Source organism: Candidatus Endoriftia persephonae (assembly GCF_023733635.1).
In the GTDB taxonomy this organism is placed as follows: Bacteria; Pseudomonadota; Gammaproteobacteria; order Chromatiales; family Chromatiaceae; genus Endoriftia; species Endoriftia persephonae.
In genome coordinates, this window is sequence record NZ_CP090569.1 from 3,205,499 (window position 1) to 3,219,400 (window position 13,902).

Here is a 13,902-nt window from a genome sequence, read left to right on the forward strand (position 1 = left end):
AACCGAAGCCAACTGAAATCCCATATTCCACAGGAAGGTACACCATGTCAGATCCAATCAAGAGCATGTGCTATCTGCCAACTGGAACAGGCTTAGTCTTAAGTCTGTTAAATGCCTTTGTGTTTTTACTGCTACTGCTCACACCCACGCTGTTTATGGAGAGTGGCATCGCTCATGCCGTGGCGGACGACGAATTTGTTTTTCGGGTTCGCGGCCAGGATTTCAGCTCAAAAAATGCATTAGTTGCCAAGGTCAGAGAGAGCTGGAACGCCCAGAAACCCGCCATTGAAGCCCAATGGAAGGCGGCAGGCTCTTATACAACAGCGCTGATTCGATGGACTGTCTTTGATGTGGTGATTTTCAGCTACTCCATCAAACACAGCGTCAAAAGCGTATCACTCCCCGACCTGCCAACAGCCACTATTGGCCTCCACACCTCACCAAACACCTGGGCATTTGAGGTAAAGATACCTGTCTATTGGAAGCTGAATGTGCGCGCCTCACTGGGAACACTGAATGCAGACGCAGACTTGGCGACAGAGATCACCCTAGCCGGCGACATAAGACTGGAAACCAACGGTCACTACACCCTCTCCCTGAAAAACCTCAGGGTAAATGCCAACACCTCTACAAACAACAGCATCGACTACTCCATCCTTGGCATCCCTTTTACCTGGCGAGCAGCGGATTACCTGGTAGAGCTCGGGCTTGATGCCATCATGGAGCCAAAGATCAGAACCGCACTATTAAGCCACGATGCAAATCACAACAATGTGCCAGACCTCGATGAAAGTTTTGACCTGGCGTCACAACTCCCCAGCGACGCACTACCATCGGGGCCGTTGATCTACCCGATCTACACACACCTCACCGCTCAAAACAAAATTACCTACAGCCTGACCATCGAGGATGACACGCCTATTGTTGAGCTTACCTTCGGCTCCCCCATTACCGGCGCCTGGCATCCCGAGTGGGCAGCCCACCCCCGCCTGCTCTATTCGGCCACCGAGAGGGCATCCATCGTACAAAAGAAGAACGACGGCCTTGTTGATTGGTACACCAGCATCCACACCAAGGCCGGCGAGACACCTCAGTTCGCCACACAAAACGCCGAGGGCATCGTTGATGAGGCCGTAGGCTGGCCGATGGAGATTAATAATGCCCATATTGCATTAAGCGCAACACTTGTCTACGACCTGGAAGGTCCCTCTGCCAAAGCATTCAGAAACAATGCGCTCAAGGTTCTCTTTAACTTCCATGACCAGATTGGTGATGGGCTATTTACCGAGACCTGGGGACATAAGAGCCTGCATACCGCAGAGATATTAACGACCTTGAGCCAAGCCTATGATCTGCTGTTAGGCACAAATTTTCCCAACAACATCTCGGCAGACGAGATCCTGGCAAATGAGTTTGCACTGCCATTCTGGGATTGGTGGCGCGCCAACCTCTTCATCTCCATCGGCAACACCCAGAGTGCAAGAGATCTGCTAAAAAGACGGATCGACGGAAAGCTCAAGCGACTGCGCGATCTGACCTATCTGCATACACACATCTGGGATCTGGCTGAAAGCCCGAACATCTCGATGCGCAATGCCGGCGCCCTTGGCATCTCCGCACTCCTGTTCAACCAGGCCCCGGATGCCTACGAAAATATCAGTCTAGCGATGTCGGTGATCTGGAAGCGCCTGGGCATCTCGGCAAGCCAACCGATCAACGACTTCTTGACCTTCAGCAAAGAGACAGAGGGCAGCGGCTATTCTGAGGGTCCAAACTATCTCAGCTATGCTGCCGATCTCTACCTGCCCTTCATGTGGGCCTATAATAATCTACTTGGCACAGCCCCCGATCAAACTTTCATCAATAATGACTGGGTTCGGCAGAATGCCATCATCATCCCCAACCTGATCACCAGCGAGCGCGCCAGAAATATCCACCAATGGTCACTCGAGCTCTCCATGCCAAACGGCCTGCGCCCCAACATCAAAGATGGCAACTACGCCGCCTTCTATAGTGGTCTGCTCGCCAACGCAAAAGCCTCTGACACCGACCAAAGGGCACTCTGGGCCTGGGACTTCTCCCGACACAGCCAGTTGGGGCGGCGTCTTGTTGACACGTTTGTCGCCTTTGATCCTACACTAGCAGCGCAATCACCGGAGACACTCTTCCCCTCACCAAGTCGTCTCAACGCCGAGACGGGCAACCTAGCATTCCGCAATCGATGGACCGAAGATGCGATCTACCTGCATCTACTGGCCGATCGCAAATGGTCGGTTGAGCAGGCAATCGGCGGGCTTCGCTTCCCCAAGCATCAGCAAGAGGACAACACCAGCTTCATGCTCTATGCTTTTGGCGAGCCGTTGGCACTAGATAGTGGTTATGGCAGCTTTGCTGTGCGGGATTTAGTCAACAAGGCTGGCAACCACAATCTGATCTTGGTGGATAATCTGGGCCCAACTCCCACAAGCGACGCCTTTGTAGAAAAGACATTCGATAGCGAACAGCTCGACTTTGCTGAGGTCACGATTGCATACGGTGGGGCAGATATCACCAGAAATGCCCTCTTTATCGACGACCGTTATTTTGTCTTGATGGATGAGCTGCGCGCCACTGCTCCGCATCAATACGACTGGCTGTTGCACGGCAATGGCATATACAGCTCAGCCGGCGAGCGCCACCTCTGGACAACAGCCAACCAACGACAACTGCTGCTGCACCTCACCAACAGCAGTAGCGATGGCGCTAGCACAGTAACTGCCGATCCTGATGCACTTCACTTCAACGCCTGGAGCAATGATCCCGCACAGGCCCTGAAGCACACCCGAATAGCCGCACATGAGGTGTCGAGCGCCAATCTCAACTACCTCGCCCTGCTCTTTCCATCCGTTTCAAGTGAAGCGCTACCTGTCACCGCATCCTTCAGCGATGGCAGCAGCCACACGGGCATTCGAGTCGACTTTGGTGACTATGCAGACATCTTCATCGCCAGGCAGCCTGGCCATCCAGGCGCAACCCGCTACGATGTGCCTGATCTGCAACCTGATATCGACAACAGTGATATAACCACCGACGCCGAGCTCCTGTTCGCCAGGGTCGCGCATACTGGGCATATCCTGGGCCTGTTTGGGCGCAACCTCTCCCACGTCACTTACAACAACAAAAACTACCTGGACCAGGGCACGCCAGCGGCACTGACCTCAACCTGGTATCCGGATAGCGATGGGGATTTTGTGCCAGATGGTGAAGACGCCTTTCCTGACAACCCATCAAGATGGCGGCAGGCAATTACTCCGATGCTTGAGCTTTTGCTGCTCAGCTCCACTGCTCTTGCCGGAGATCTGGATAACAACAGCTGTGTTGACCGAAGTGACCTAAGAATCATTCAGAGCTATATCCGCAGCCACGCCGCCACCGAACCAACTCCCGACTATGACCTAAACGGAGACGGCTCAGTGAATATTGCCGATGCACGCTTCCTGGTCACTCAATTCACCAATGCACGGGGAGCACCCTGCAAATAACCACTGCAAATGGGAGGAGGTAACGTGAACAAGCACCTTCAATATCTGCTGCTTACCCTACTGATCGGTCTATTCGGCGCGCCGGCTGCGGCGGTCACCATCTCCGTCGAACCCTCATACACGGAGACCCGACAACTTGGCATCCCGATCAGCCTCGACATCACTGTTTCTGGGCTCACTGCCGGTGGACCTGACTCCCTTGGCGCCTTCTCCATGGATCTCGCCTTCGGCTCTAGCATCCTCGGCTACGACTCGGTCGACTTCGGGGCGTTCCTGGGCAGCACCGACCCACTGCTGTTTGAGGCCGACTTCTTTGTCGATGAGAGCGGCCTAGCCGGATCGCCAAGCACACTCTACATCGAAGAGATCTCTTTTCTCACCAATCTGGAACTGGATGCACTACAGGGCTCCAGCTTCACCCTGGCCACGCTCCACTTCACAACCGTGAGCAGAGGACTGACCCTGGTCAGGCCGCAGAATGTGGTGTTGAGTGATGCTTATGGCTTTCAGCTGGCCGCCCCCAGCATCGACGTTGGCCGCGTCTATGTTGATGAACCACAGACTCTGTGGCTGCTGCTCATCGGCAGCATCGCACTCTCTCTGGCGCGGCGCCAGCGCGCTTAGGACTGGCACTGATGTCCATGCAGGAGCGCCACCTGTGGCGCCCCTCTGGGTCAGACCCGCCCATACTCCACCCGCTGACCGAGCCAGCGCTGGACTAGGGCGGCAGCCTGTTCTGGATGGTGCTGCACCATCTGGTCGGCAGCCTCACGCACCTGGTCGAGCATCCCCTGGTCGCGCACCAGGTCGGCGATGCGCAGTTGCACCTCGCCAGTCTGGCGGGTACCAAGGACTTCACCGGGGCCGCGCATCTCCAGATCTTTTTGGGCGATGAGGAAGCCGTCGCTGCTTTCGCGCAGGATCGCCAGGCGCTGGCGGGCGTTGGCGGAGAGGGGGGCCTGGTACATCAGCACGCAGTGAGAGTCGACGCTGCCGCGCCCAACCCGACCGCGCAGCTGGTGGAGCTGGGCGAGGCCGAGCCGCTCGGGGTTCTCGATGATCATCAGGCTGGCGTTGGGCACGTCGACCCCCACCTCGATCACCGTGGTGGCCACCAGCAGGTCAATCTCGCCCGCCTTGAAGCGGGCCATGATCTGTTCCTTCTCATCGGACTTGATCCGCCCATGCACCAGACCGACCTCAAGCTCCGGCAGGGTCTCAGTGAGGCTTTCAGCACTCGCCTCGGCGGCCTGGGCCTGCAGCAGCTCCGACTCCTCCACCAGGGTGCAGACCCAGTAGACCTGCCGCCCTGCGGCACAGCCGGCGCGCACCCGCTCCACCACTTCGTCGCGGCGGTTGTCGGGGATCACCACCGTCTGCACCGGGGTGCGGCCGGGCGGCAACTCATCGATCAGCGAGATATCCAGGTCAGCGTAGGCGGTCATCGCCAGGGTGCGGGGGATCGGGGTGGCGGTCATGATCAGCTGATGGGGGCGGTGGCCACCGTTCGCCCCCTTCTCTCGCAGGGCCAGACGCTGGTGCACGCCGAAGCGGTGCTGCTCATCGATGATCACCAGCCCCAACCCAGCGAAGAGCACGTCATCCTGGAACAGGGCGTGGGTACCCACCACCAGCTGGGCTTCACCCTGTGCGATCCTCTCCAACTGGGCCTCCCGTGCCTTGCCTTTGAGCCTGCCGGTGATCCATGCGATGTTCAGATCGAGGGGTTCGAGCCACTGACGGAAGCTGCGCAGGTGCTGTTCAGCGAGCAGTTCAGTGGGGGCCATCAGCGCCACCTGCAACCCCGCCTCCACCGCCTGTAGCGCCGTCAGAGCGGCGACGATGGTCTTGCCGCAGCCCACATCCCCCTGCACCAGCCGTTGCATCGGCACCGGCTCGGCCAGGTCGCGCTCGATCTCACCCACCACCCGCTGTTGGGCGGCGGTCAGCTCGAACGGTAACTGCGCCAGCAGCGGACGGCGCAGGCGGCCATCCCCGAGCAAGGCCGGGGCACGAGTCTGCCGTTGCTGCTGACGCAGCTCGCGTAGGCTGATCTGGTGCGCCAGCAGCTCCTCGAAGGTGAGGCGCTGCTGGGCCGGGTGGGCTCCCTCCAGCAGCAGCGGCTGGGGCGCATCCGGCGGTGGACGATGCAGATAGAGAATCGCCTGGCGCAGATCCGGCATCGCCAACCCCTGCCGCAGTGGTTCGGGCAACAGCTCGGTCAAATCCTTCGGCTCAGTCTCAAGCAGCGCCAGCACCTGTTCGGTGAGGTTTCTCAGGGTCAGTTGATGCACCCCCTCGGTGGTGGGGTAGACCGGGGTGAGATGCGCCTCCACCTCCAGGGTTGCGCCAGAACTGACCGCCTGGTACTCGGGATGCACCATCTCCAGACTATTGGGGCCGTTGCGCACCTCTCCAAAACAGCGCAGTCGCACGCCCCGGCCCAGCGCCTGTTTTTGGGCGTTGGAGAAGTGGAAGAAGCGCAGCAAGATGCGCCCGCTGCTGTCGGCGAGGCTCACCAGCAGCGAGCGGCGTCGACCAAACTTCACCTCCACCCGTTCCACCTCGCCCTCTACCGCCAGCTGGGCACCTGGGCGCAGGCTGCCGATGGGATGCACCCGAGTGCGATCCTGGTAGCGCAGCGGTAGGTGGAACAGCAGATCCTGCAGGGTGAAGATGCCGAGCTTCGCCAACCGCTCGGCCACCTTCGGCCCGACCCGCTTGAGGCTGGTCACCGATTGCTGCTCAAAGGGTGTTGCGGGGTACGCCTTTTTCAATCCTGTGGGCTTCCCAGTAGACTTGGGCCAAAGCATGCCAGATCAGTGGAGAGAGTCAAAAGATGGTGCACCAGGAGACCCTGCAGTTCGACAGCCGCGGCCGCGGCAGCTTTAACATCACCCACGAGGTGGAGCAGATCATCCGCCAGGCGGGGATCAGAACCGGTATCTGCCAGCTCTTCCTGCACCACACCAGCGCCTCACTGATCCTCTGCGAGAATGCCGACCCGACGGTACGCAGCGACCTGGAGCATTTCATGGCACGGCTGGTGCCAGACGGCGACCCACTCTTCGATCACACCCAGGAGGGTCCAGATGACATGGCCGCCCATGTGCGCTCGATCCTCACCAAGATGGACCTGAGCTTTCCGATCATCGACGGCCGCCCTGGGCTCGGTACCTGGCAGGGGATCTATCTGTGGGAGCACCGCACCCATCCCCATCGGCGGCGGGTGACTGTGACGCTCTATGGGGAGACGTAAGGGTTTGGCCCCCATCTCCGCCTTGCTCCTGGCCGCCCTGTTATTCGATCTGAAACACCACGGTCTGATCCTGTAACAGCACCTGCACCCGGTTTCCGGCGATACACTCCCCCTTCACGATCTTCATCGCCAACGGGTTCTCCAACTGCCGTTCCACCTCACGCCGCAACGGGCGCGCCCCATAGACCATATCGAAACCATCCCGGGCCAGCTTGTCGACCACCACCGGATCCACCTCCATGATGATCTGCTGCAGCCGCATGCGTTCGATCAGCTCCTCCACAAACATGCCTGCAATCTGCCTTACATGCTCCCGTTCCAGGTAGTGAAAGACGATCACATCATCGAGGCGGTTCAGGAACTCCGGTTTGAAAAACTTCTTCACCTCATGCAGCACCAGCTGTTTGGCCTCGTCGTAGCCGGGAGTGGCCGCCTGCACAAAGCCGATCGGGCGCTTCTCTGGCGAGAGGGACTCGGTACCGAGGTTGGAGGTACCGATCAGGATGGTGTTGCGAAACGAGACGGTACGCCCCTGTGCGTCGGTCAACTGGCCATCCTCGAGGATCTGCAGCAGCATATTGAAGACATCCGGATGCGCCTTCTCCACCTCGTCGAGCAGCACCACGCTGTAGGGGTTACGCCGCACCCGCTCGGTAAGCTGGCCACCCTCGCCATAGCCGATATAGCCGGGCGGCGCGCCGATCATCTTCGAGACCTCGTGCCGTTCCATATACTCCGACATATCGAGGCGGATGATGCGCGACTCATCATCCAGCAGAAACGCTGCCAGGGCGCATGCTAGCTCGGTCTTGCCCACGCCGGTTGGGCCGAGGAAGAGGAACGAGCCGATCGGCCGCCGGGATGAGGTGATGCCCGCACGGTTGCGGCGGATCGCATCGGCCACCGCGCGCACCGCATCCTCCTGGCCGACGATGCGCCTGTGCAGATTCTCTTCCATGCGCGACAGCTTCTGCGCCTCCGACTCCACCATGCGCGCCACCGGAATGCCGGTCCAACGGGCCACCACCTCGGCGATCGTCTCGGCATTGACTGTCGCCTCCACCTCACCCCGCTGCAGCTGCCACTCCTGGCGACGCTGCTGCAGCACCTGCTCCAGCTTGAGGATCTCCATCTGCAGGCTGGCCGCCTGCTGATAATCCTGGGCATCGTAGCGCTCACCCTTTTCGCGCAGCAAACGCGCCCGCTGCTGTTCCAGTTTTTTCACCGGCTGGGGGATGGAGATCAGCCGGATATGCTGGCGCGAACCCGCTTCGTCGATCAGGTCCACCGCCTTGTCGGGCAGCCGCCGGTCGGTATGGTAGCGCTCCGAGAGGTGCGCCGCTGCCTCCAAAGCTTCGGGCAGATAGTGGATCTGATGGTGCTGTTCATAGCGGGGCGCGATGCCCTGCAGGATCGCGATGCTCTCTTCGATGCTAGGTTCGCGCACCAGCACCGGATGGAAGCGCCGCTCCAACGCCTTATCGGCCTCCACAAAGCGGCGGTATTCGTCCAGGGTGTCGGCACCGATCACCTGCAGGCTGCCTTGGGCCAGGGCCGTCTTCAGCAGGCTCGGGGCGTCGATGCCGCCACCGCCAGCGCCCGCACCAACCACCGTATGCAGCTCGTCGATGAACAGGATCACCTGACCGCGCGCCTCGATCACCGCATCGCGCACCGACTTGAGCCGCTCCTCAAACTCACCGCGCATCTTGGCACCGGCAATGATCTCCCCCATGTCCAGCAACAGCAGGCGTTTATTGAGCAGGGTATCGGGCACCTCGGCATCGGCAATGCGCTGCGCCAGCCCCTCGACGATCACCGTCTTGCCAACGCCGGCCTCGCCGATCAGCGCCGGGTTGTTCTTCTTGCGGCGGGAGAGGGTCTGGATCACCTGATTGATCTCATCCTCACGGCCGATCACCGGATCCAGCTCGCCAGCCCGAGCCATCTCGGTCAGATCCCGGGTGTACTGTTTGAGGGGGTCCGGGCGGCTCTCCGCATCCTCCGCCTTCAGCGCCCGACCACCGCGCAGATCCTGCAGTGCCTGGCGGGCCTGCTGCAGGGTGATCCCCGCATCCCGTAGCAGGGTCGCAGTGATCCCCGCCTTGTCGTCCAACATCGCCAGAAACAGGGCACCGGTGCCGATAAACTCATCACCAAAGCCTCGTGCCTCCTCATCGGCGATGCGAAATACTTCGTGCACCTCCTGGGAGGCAACCACTTGGTCAGTTTTCACCGGCACGGCATTCTGGTGGTGGTGATGGATCTGGGCAACAATCCGCTCGATAACGACCTGATGATCCGGCAGCAAACCCTCGAGGATCTTCACCGCCTCGGAGTCACCCTGGGAGAGCAACGCCAGCAGGATGAAGTCAGGTGTCAACAGATTCTCATGCAGCGCCACCATTTCGGCCACCGCCATCTCCAGGGTCTGCTGAACTTTCTGGGTGCTTTTTTGTATGTAATTCTGGAACATCAATTCACTGCCGGCAGCTGAATATTAACAGCGAGCCAGGCCCGCAACACTCACCGTTTACCAGAACGAACTCAAAGGAAGTATAGAGAGTTGATGGGTCTGTATGCCTTTCTCCGCACCCTTTATGCTCTCAGCTGGCGGTTAAAGTATGGTCCAGAGAGCTCTCCTTGCCATACCAAATAATCATTACGATTTATTTGCGCTATTTGTAAGCCCTTCTATCCCCACCACCTATCATCTCGAACAGGGCGGTCAGCAGGCTCAGACCTTCGCATTAATCTGTCCAAGACACCGTTTATCGATCGCCACGGCAGGCCCACAGCCTGACAATACAATGCGTCGAAAAAGCTTACAGACACAGCAGGAAATAAGTGCCGGAAACAGTGGTTATATTCTGAAAAAAATACTCTCGCCCCTCATCAGGAACCAAGCAATTTTTTTGGGAATTAACCCCAATTTACAGATCTTACAGTTAGTAAAAAAACGCCTCATAGGAATTAACTCTTTGTTTGTAACCAACTGTTTTTATTGAATTAAAAAATAATTCTCGAAGTTGGCACAGCGGTTGCCTTAAGCCTGCCAGAACTTTTCAATCGACCGACAGACTAGAGACAACACCATGAAAAAAATCATTCGCAAAATCGTCCTCGGCTGCATGCTGCTGGCCCCCGCCTTTGCAAGCGCTGACATCATCACCCTGAACGCCACAGACTCCGGCTGGTACACCAACTATGGTGATCACACCGCGTCAAACACCAACTACATCGCCGGTAATATCCATGGGCAAAAGTATCGCAACTTCTTTGTCTTTGACCTCGCCTCAATCACCGACGAGATCATCTCGGCCACTCTAAAGGTGAACTCAGTCGATGTCTCCAGGAGCGGCATCTGGTCTCTGTTCGATGTCAGCACCGATATCGGTACTCTGACGGCTGGCGGTTCCGGTCTGACCTCAATCTATAAGGATCTGGGAACCGGCACCAAATACGGCGCCACCACAATCTTCTACAAGCAGGATCACATCAACCTCAATGTAGCCCTGAATGGCAATGCCCTCAGCTCACTGAACGCTGCCAACGACCTCTGGGCCGTAGGTGGCCGCTACAAATCAAAGGGGTATGCATTTGGTTACAGCAGCAGCCATTACACGCGTCAGCTGATCCTGGAGACCAAGGCCGACGTGCCTGAGCCTGCCTCTTTGGGTCTGTTGGCTGCTGGCCTGATCGGTCTTGGTGCCAGCCGTCGCCGCAAGCAGAAAGCCTGATCAACTGACTCCCCTGCAAAAAAAGCAGCCCCAACGCTCTGGGGCTGCTTTTTGTCTGTATCACTTCACAACCAAAGGGGCGCTTTGGCCGTCCAATCAGCCACCACCGATAATACCGGTGGGTTTGCCATCGATGCTGAGTACATTGCGCTCCCGCCAGTAGTCGCGGACCCCCTCCTCGCCCTTCTTCTCCGCCCAACTTTTGAGCTCATTCCGCTGCCCGATAAAGTCATAGAGCGGCACAGCAAAGCCACAGGAGGTCTGCACCAGGTCCACATCCATCACCACGATCTGGCGCGCGCCCGGCAGGCTGGGGAAACGGCCGATGTGCTGATCCCAGCCATCACTCCCCTGATGATAGACCCGGGCCTGCCCATAGAGGCGCAGGATCTTCGGCTCGCCCTCGAAGGCGCAGAACATGAGAGTCATGCGAGGATTTTCCAACAGGTGCGCGGCGGTTTCATTACCACTACCTGTCAGGTTGAGCCAGACCACCTGATTGGGAGCGCTGATACGCAGGCTATCCATCCCTTTGGGGGAGAGGTTGATCCGCCCTTCGGCGGCTGCAGTGGCGACAAAAAAGATCTGCTGCCGGATGATGAATGCCGCATGCTTGTCTGAAATTGAATCGTACTGCTTGGCCATCTGATCCCTCTTATTTATCGATTGGATGATGCCAGGAGGCTACCATCGCAAAGCTCACTTCGCCCGCACTTTGCCGCCAAACAACAGACTGCTGAGCTTGCCCCGGTTCGCCATCAGCCACTCATCGCGTTCACTCAGGATGGATCGGGCCATCTGCACCAGAGAGCGGAGCGAGCCGGTGGAGGCAATCTCGATCCGCAACACCTCTTGGGCCTTGGGATTATTCCAGGGACCACCCTTGTGCTTGCGTAGAAACTTGCGGATCTGGGTATGCAGGGTGGCGCGCAGCTCGACCACGATATCGGCCTCTGCCTTCTTCGGCTCACGCCCCACCATGCCACGGCTCATCTGCTCCGCCTGCTTGCAGGTGACCAAGCCCAGGTTGACGCAGTCATTCTTCAGCAGTTCCTCCACCAGCTCACGTTGCTCGGCGAGGCGCTCTGGCATCGACTTGCCCTCGGGCACATAACCGGAGGGCGCGCGCCTCGGACGTGCTTTGGGGGCAGACTCTGGCTCCGGTTCTGATTCTGGAGGCTCCTCAGTGTCAGCTTCCGCCTCCGGCTGCCGGGGAGGAGCTGTAAGCTGCTGCAGGCTGGAGTCGAACTCTTGCTCCAGCCACTCCATCTGGCGCTTTAGAATCTCATCAAACTCAGCCGGTGTGCACACATCACTCATGCTTGCCTGGATCGCCTGCAGCACGGTGGAGTTATATTGCGCCAACAAACCAGGATCGCTGATACCCCGGGCGCTGCAGGCCGCCATCACCCGCCCCATGACGTTGATCTCAACCAGCCTGCGAAAAGTATCGTCCATCAGGATCCCGTCCCCTCCCCGAACCCATTGAATAGAATCCGATTCCTGCCACTAATCCTAGCCGATTATGTTGCATTGGGAGCCTCTGAACGAATTATGAACGGCAGCCTTACAGCCCAGACTTATTCAGAGGCTCCTGTGTAAACCGTGAGTACAACGCCCCAGCAGGATCCCCCCATCAAACATCCGCCTTTTTGAACCATTGCAGCCATATACCGCTGAGCAACCAGGCGTAAGCGTAGGTGCCGAACAGGATCAGCACAAAGACGATGGCGATATCCCTCGGTGTGCCGTTCAGGGAGAACTCTGGCACATAGCCAAACAGGAACGGCGCCAGATAGAGAAACTTGGCGAATTTGAAGGCGGTGAACGCCGTCTTCCACATGTTCGCCTTGGCGATGGTGGCGCCGGCGAAGGCGGCGATACAGACTGGCGGTGTGATGTTGGAGTCCTGGGAGAGCCAGTAGACGATCATGTGGGCGGCAAGCTCATTGACCCCCAAGTGAGTCAGGGCCGGCACCGCCACCACTGCGGTGATCAGGTAGGCGGCGGTCACCGGCACCCCCATGCCGAGCACCAGGGAGGCCAGCGCGATCAGCAGGATGGTGAGAAACAGTCGTCCATCTGCCAGTTCGATGACGATATCGGCAAAGGTCAGCACCAGGCCCGAGTAGGTCAGTACGCCGATGATGATGCCAATCACCCCCACCGTGGCACCGATCTTGAGGCTATTCTCCGCACCGTTACGCGCCGCCACGATGAAGCGCCTGGGGCCGATGCGGGTCTCCTTGCGAAACCAGCTGGTGATGATCGAGGTAAGGATGCCGAGGATTGCCGAATAGCCCGGCGAATAACCCATCAGCATCAGAATGCTGATCACCACCAGAGGTAGGGTGTAGAACCACCCCTTCTTCAGGATTTCCCCGGCACTCTCCTTCGAACGTTCGCCGACGATGTTGTACTTCTTCGCCTCATAGTGAACCATCACGAAGACGCTGAAGAAGTACATGAAGGCGGGAAACAGCGCCACCAGCATGATCTGCGAATAGGGCAGACCCGTCATCTCCGCCATGATGAAGCCGCCGGCGCCCATCACCGGCGGCATGAACATACCGCCGATGGAGGCCGCTGGCTCTATGCCCCCTGCCACATGGGGTTTAAAACCCGCCTTCTTCATCATCGGAATCGTAAACGCCCCGGTGGAGACGGTGTTGGCGATGGCGCTGCCGGAGATCGAGCCAAACAGGCCGCTGGCGATCACCGAGACCTTGGCCGGGCCACCCAGCTTGTGGCCCACAGCGGCCAGGGGAAAATCGATAAAGAATCGTTGCGCACCGCTCGTCTCCAGAAACGCACCGAACACCACAAACAACAGGATGTAGGTGGCCAGCACGTTGGCCATGATGCCGAACACGCCGTCGCTCTTGTAGAAGATCGAGGTACAGAGGTCGGGAAAGGTGTCACCGGCGTGGGAGATCAACTCTGGCATGTAATCGCCATAGATCCCGTAGAGCAGCATGATGGCACCAATCACGACAAAGATGTTGCCCACCACTCGACGCGCCAGCTCCACCCCCAGCAACACGCCCACCATGGCGATGACTTGATCCAGCTCGGTCTCCGCCCCCGCCCGGTAGTTAATCACCTCGAAGTTGTAGATCCAGTAACCGATGGTGACGATGGAGAGCAGGATCAGCAGATAATCAACTGCCCGGCCAACCGGCGTTTTCGAGCGGTAGAGCAGGAACACCAATACATAGGTGATAACAATATAGATGCCGCGATGGAATTGGGTGGCGGCGGGTTCAAGAACAGCTGAATAGGCGTAGAAAAGGACCAAGGCCACTGCCAGCAGATCAAACACCTTCTGCTCAATGTGATGCAGCTTCTCGAACATGCGCCTCTCCTGCTAACTGTTGCCCAA

The 13,902-nt window shown here is 58.5% G+C and carries 10 protein-coding genes; 5 read left to right on the plus strand and 5 right to left on the minus strand.

Going from position 1 to position 13,902, the window contains the following annotated elements; all coding sequences use genetic code 11:
* Nucleotides 1-44 precede the first annotated feature (44 nt).
* Together L0Y14_RS14500 and L0Y14_RS14505 are read left to right on the plus strand one after the other, a co-directional pair.
* Nucleotides 45-3,521, plus strand: a complete 3,477-nt coding sequence (locus L0Y14_RS14500) for a dockerin type I domain-containing protein (protein WP_138921809.1) — start codon at nt 45-47, stop codon at nt 3,519-3,521.
* 24 nt (nt 3,522-3,545) lie between these two features.
* Complete coding sequence (locus L0Y14_RS14505) at nt 3,546-4,145, plus strand: hypothetical protein (protein WP_006474531.1); 600 nt, start codon at nt 3,546-3,548, stop codon at nt 4,143-4,145.
* A 50-nt stretch (nt 4,146-4,195) separates the two neighbouring features.
* On the opposite strand, the gene recG is transcribed toward L0Y14_RS14505, so the two are convergent.
* Entirely contained in the window at nt 4,196-6,256 is a 2,061-nt protein-coding gene (recG, locus tag L0Y14_RS14510) for an ATP-dependent DNA helicase RecG (RefSeq protein ID WP_006474532.1), read from the minus strand.
* A gap of 104 nt (nt 6,257-6,360) precedes the next feature.
* On the opposite strand from recG, the gene L0Y14_RS14515 reads away from it, so the two are divergent.
* Nucleotides 6,361-6,780: a secondary thiamine-phosphate synthase enzyme YjbQ gene (locus L0Y14_RS14515; protein WP_005962729.1), complete on the plus strand. Its 420-nt coding sequence runs from the start codon at nt 6,361-6,363 to the stop codon at nt 6,778-6,780.
* 40 nt (nt 6,781-6,820) lie between these two features.
* On the opposite strand, the gene L0Y14_RS14520 is transcribed toward L0Y14_RS14515, so the two are convergent.
* Nucleotides 6,821-9,256: an ATP-dependent Clp protease ATP-binding subunit gene (locus tag L0Y14_RS14520; protein ID WP_006474533.1), complete on the minus strand. Its 2,436-nt coding sequence runs from the start codon at nt 9,254-9,256 to the stop codon at nt 6,821-6,823.
* Between the two features lie 148 nt (nt 9,257-9,404).
* Here L0Y14_RS14520 and L0Y14_RS14525 point away from each other — a divergent pair, with 148 nt between their 5' ends.
* A complete protein-coding gene (locus L0Y14_RS14525; RefSeq protein WP_138921811.1) occupies nt 9,405-9,788 on the plus strand; it encodes a hypothetical protein in 384 nt (127 codons plus the stop codon).
* Between the two features lie 87 nt (nt 9,789-9,875).
* A complete protein-coding gene (locus tag L0Y14_RS14530) occupies nt 9,876-10,520 on the plus strand; it encodes a PEP-CTERM sorting domain-containing protein (RefSeq protein ID WP_005962735.1) in 645 nt (214 codons plus the stop codon).
* Nucleotides 10,521-10,616: 96 nt separating this feature from the next.
* Here L0Y14_RS14530 and L0Y14_RS14535 read toward each other — a convergent pair whose 3' ends face one another.
* From L0Y14_RS14535 to L0Y14_RS14545, 3 genes are all read right to left on the minus strand, one after another.
* Nucleotides 10,617-11,165 carry a pyridoxamine 5'-phosphate oxidase family protein gene (locus L0Y14_RS14535; protein WP_005962737.1) on the minus strand — a complete coding sequence of 183 codons (549 nt, stop codon included), beginning with the start codon at nt 11,163-11,165 and terminating at the stop codon, nt 10,617-10,619.
* 54 nt (nt 11,166-11,219) lie between these two features.
* Nucleotides 11,220-11,978 (minus strand): hypothetical protein, encoded by a 759-nt coding sequence (locus L0Y14_RS14540; RefSeq protein ID WP_006474534.1) that lies wholly within the window; start codon nt 11,976-11,978, stop codon nt 11,220-11,222.
* Between the two features lie 178 nt (nt 11,979-12,156).
* Entirely contained in the window at nt 12,157-13,875 is a 1,719-nt protein-coding gene (locus L0Y14_RS14545) for a TRAP transporter permease (RefSeq protein WP_006474535.1), read from the minus strand.
* Nucleotides 13,876-13,902 lie beyond the last annotated feature (27 nt).

What these genes read in the sequence shown, in the direction of transcription:
- L0Y14_RS14500 (WP_138921809.1), top strand. Translation starts at nt 45, where the DNA reads ATGTCAGATCCAATCAAGAGCATGTGCTATCTGCCAACTGGAACAGGC.
- L0Y14_RS14515 (WP_005962729.1), top strand. Translation starts at nt 6,361, where the DNA reads ATGGTGCACCAGGAGACCCTGCAGTTCGACAGCCGCGGCCGCGGCAGC.
- L0Y14_RS14520 (WP_006474533.1), bottom strand. Translation starts at nt 9,256, where the DNA reads ATGTTCCAGAATTACATACAAAAAAGCACCCAGAAAGTTCAGCAGACC.
- L0Y14_RS14525 (WP_138921811.1), top strand. Translation starts at nt 9,405, where the DNA reads ATGGTCCAGAGAGCTCTCCTTGCCATACCAAATAATCATTACGATTTA.
- L0Y14_RS14530 (WP_005962735.1), top strand. Translation starts at nt 9,876, where the DNA reads ATGAAAAAAATCATTCGCAAAATCGTCCTCGGCTGCATGCTGCTGGCC.
- L0Y14_RS14535 (WP_005962737.1), bottom strand. Translation starts at nt 11,165, where the DNA reads ATGGCCAAGCAGTACGATTCAATTTCAGACAAGCATGCGGCATTCATC.
- L0Y14_RS14540 (WP_006474534.1), bottom strand. Translation starts at nt 11,978, where the DNA reads ATGGACGATACTTTTCGCAGGCTGGTTGAGATCAACGTCATGGGGCGG.
- L0Y14_RS14545 (WP_006474535.1), bottom strand. Translation starts at nt 13,875, where the DNA reads ATGTTCGAGAAGCTGCATCACATTGAGCAGAAGGTGTTTGATCTGCTG.